This window comes from Ruegeria sp. N10 (assembly GCF_056531545.1).
In genome coordinates, this window is sequence record NZ_JBQFLY010000048.1 from 1 (window position 1) to 3,239 (window position 3,239).

The window sequence follows — 3,239 nt, forward strand, 5'->3', positions numbered from 1 at the left end:
GAGGCTGGGGTTGTGTTGCCGGAATTTGTGCAGGACAACCATTCGCTGTCGTCCGCGGTGGGGACATTGCGCGGCCTGCATTTTCAGGCGCCTCCGCATGCGCAGGGCAAATTGGTGCGGGCGGGCCGGGGGGCGCTTTATGATGTCGCTGTCGATATCCGCAAGGGATCGCCGACCTATGGGCAATCTTTCGGCATCGAGCTCAGCTTTGAGAACGGGCGACAGCTTTGGGTGCCGCCGGGTTTTGCCCATGGTTTTGTGACGTTAGAGCCCGACACCGAAATCTGCTACAAATGTACCAGCTCTTACAATGCGGATGCTGATGGGGGTGTGCGCTGGGACAGCTGTGGTATTGATTGGCCCTTGCAGGGGAACCCGGTGCTGAGCGACAAGGACAGGATTGCGCCTGCGCTGGCCGATTTTGACAGCCCGTTTGTTTACGAAGGATAGAATATGAAACTGTTGGTGACAGGTGGTGCGGGTTTCATCGGGTCCGCGGTCGTGCGGCGTGCCATTGCGGACGGACATCAGGTCGTGAACCTTGATGCGCTGACCTATGCGGCCTGCCTCGACAATGTTGCCGAGGTTGCAGAGAACCCGAACTATGCCTTTGTTCACGCAGATATCCGCGACCCTGCGGCCCTGAAGGCGGTGTTTGCCGAACATGCGCCTGATGCGGTAATGCACCTGGCGGCAGAATCCCATGTTGACCGGTCCATCGACGGGCCGGGGGCTTTCATCGAAACCAATGTCCTGGGCACATACAACATGCTGGAGGCGGCGCGCAGCTATTGGGCCGGACAGGGAAAACCGGACACTTTCAGGTTCCACCATATCTCGACCGATGAAGTCTTTGGCAGCCTGGGCCCCACCGGCCAGTTCACCGAGGATACTCCCTATGATCCGCGGTCACCCTATTCCGCATCGAAAGCCTCCAGCGATCATCTGGTCCGGGCCTGGCACGAGACCTATGGCCTGCCGGTGGTGCTGACCAACTGTTCGAACAATTACGGACCCTATCATTTCCCTGAAAAGCTGATCCCCGTTGTGATCCTGAACGCAATCGCGGGCAAGGCGCTGCCGATCTATGGTGACGGCTCGAATGTCCGCGACTGGCTGTATGTCGAGGATCACGCCGACGCGCTTTTGCTGGTGGTGCAAAAGGGGGCTGTCGGCCGGTCCTACAACATCGGTGGCGAGAACGAGCGCAGCAATCTGGAACTGGTGCAGACGCTTTGCACGATCCTGGACGATCTGCGCCCGAAACCGCAGGGGGTCTATGCGGACCAGATCACCTTTGTCACAGACCGCCCCGGGCATGATGCGCGTTACGCCATCGATCCCTCGCGGATGCGCAACGAAATGAACTGGCGCCCATCCGTGACGGTAGAGGAGGGTCTGCGCAGAACGGTTGAATGGTACCTGAACAATGAAGAGTGGTGGCGGTCCCTGCAAGGCCGGTCCGGCGTTGGCGAACGGCTGGGGGTCAGCGCGTGAAACTTCTGGTCTTCGGGGCGACCGGTCAGCTGGGCCGGGAACTGATCCGGTGTGGCGGGGAAATCTCGGTTGAAGCGCTTGGGCGCGACAAGGCGGATTTTACCGATCCCGAAGGGTGCGCGGCCCTGGTTCGCAACACCGATGCGGATGCGGTGATCAACGCCGCCGCATATACCGCCGTCGACAAGGCCGAGGCGGAGGAAGACCTTGCCCTGCTGATCAACGGAACCACGCCCACGGCGCTGGCCAAAGCTGCGGCCGGGCGCGGATTGCCGTTTGTTCAGGTCTCGACGGATTATGTGTTTGACGGGGCGGGCACGGCCCCGTTTCCGCCCGACCACGCGACCGGCCCGCTGGGCGCTTATGGGCGCACCAAGCTGGCGGGTGAGGCCGGTGTGATTGCGGCGGGCGGACCCCATGCAATCATACGAACCTCGTGGGTGGTGTCGTCACATGGACATAACTTCGTCAAAACCATGCTGCGCCTCGGCAAAGAGCGTGACCGCCTGACGATCGTCGCAGACCAGATTGGCGGGCCAACCCCGGCGGCGGAACTGGCCGGGGCCTGTGTGGGCGCGGCCCGTGCCCTTTTGACAAACCCGGATGAAAAGACCGGAATTTACCATTGCAGCGGTGGCCCTGATGTCAGCTGGGCCGATTTTGCCCGCGAGATCTTCGATCAGGCCGGCATTGACTGCAATGTCGAAGACATCCCGTCCAGCGCATACCCGACCCCCGCGAAACGCCCCCTGAACAGCCGCCTGGACTGCACGACACTGACAACGGACCTGGGCGTGCCCCGTCCGGATTGGAAGGCGGGCCTGCACAGCATACTTGAAGACCTTGGAGAGCTCGGCACATGACGACCCGGAACGGCAAGAAACGCAAAGGTATCATTCTGGCAGGCGGGTCAGGTACCCGTCTTTATCCGATCACGATGGGCGTCTCGAAGCAGCTTTTGCCCATCTATGACAAGCCGATGATCTATTACCCCCTTTCGGTGCTGATGCTGGCCGGGATCCGCGACATCGCGATGATCACGACGCCGCAGGATCAGGAGCAGTTTCAGCGCCTGTTGGGCGACGGAAGCCAATGGGGCCTGTCCCTGACCTGGATTGTTCAACCTTCTCCTGACGGGTTAGCGCAAGCCTATATTCTGGCAGAAGACTTTCTGGATGGTGCCCCCTCGGCCATGGTGCTGGGCGACAACATTTTCTTCGGGCACGGCCTGCCCGAGATCCTGCAATCGGCAGACGCCAAAGAGACGGGAGGCACTGTCTTCGGCTATCGGGTCGCTGATCCCGAACGCTACGGGGTCGTGGCCTATGACGAGGCTGGCGCCGTCACCCAGATTGTCGAGAAACCTCAAGTGCCGCCATCGAACTACGCCGTGACCGGGCTGTACTTTCTGGACGGCTCTGCCCCTGAACGGGCCCGCGCCGTAAAACCGTCTGCACGCGGCGAGCTTGAGATTGTCACCTTGCTTGAAATGTACCTTGAGGCCGGGTTGCTCAGCGTCAACCGCATGGGACGCGGTTATGCCTGGCTGGATACCGGAACCCATGCAAGCCTGCTGGACGCCGGAAACTTCGTGCGCACGCTTCAGGACAGGCAAGGCCTGCAAACCGGATCACCCGACGAAATCGCCCATACGCTGGGCTGGATCAACGACCACGACCTCGAAGCCCGCGCCCGCAAATTCGGCAAAAACGAATACGGAAAATACCTCAAAAACCTGCTCA

General features: G+C 60.8%; 4 protein-coding genes. All 4 read left to right on the top strand.

Annotated features, from left to right (window positions below):
- On the top strand, positions 1-450 hold a 450-nt coding region (gene rfbC / locus ACR0JI_RS21800), incomplete at its 5' end, for a dTDP-4-dehydrorhamnose 3,5-epimerase (RefSeq protein WP_480496660.1).
- A gap of 3 nt (positions 451-453) precedes the next feature.
- A complete protein-coding gene (rfbB, locus tag ACR0JI_RS21805; RefSeq protein WP_480496658.1) occupies positions 454-1,497 on the top strand; it encodes a dTDP-glucose 4,6-dehydratase in 1,044 nt (347 codons plus the stop codon).
- Positions 1,494-2,360, top strand: a complete 867-nt coding sequence (gene rfbD, locus ACR0JI_RS21810; protein WP_480496656.1) for a dTDP-4-dehydrorhamnose reductase — start codon at positions 1,494-1,496, stop codon at positions 2,358-2,360. The genes rfbB and rfbD overlap by 4 nt, the downstream gene beginning before the upstream one ends.
- A partial coding sequence (gene rfbA, locus ACR0JI_RS21815) for a glucose-1-phosphate thymidylyltransferase RfbA (RefSeq protein ID WP_480496654.1) occupies positions 2,357-3,239 on the top strand: 883 nt, incomplete at its 3' end. The genes rfbD and rfbA, both read left to right, overlap by 4 nt.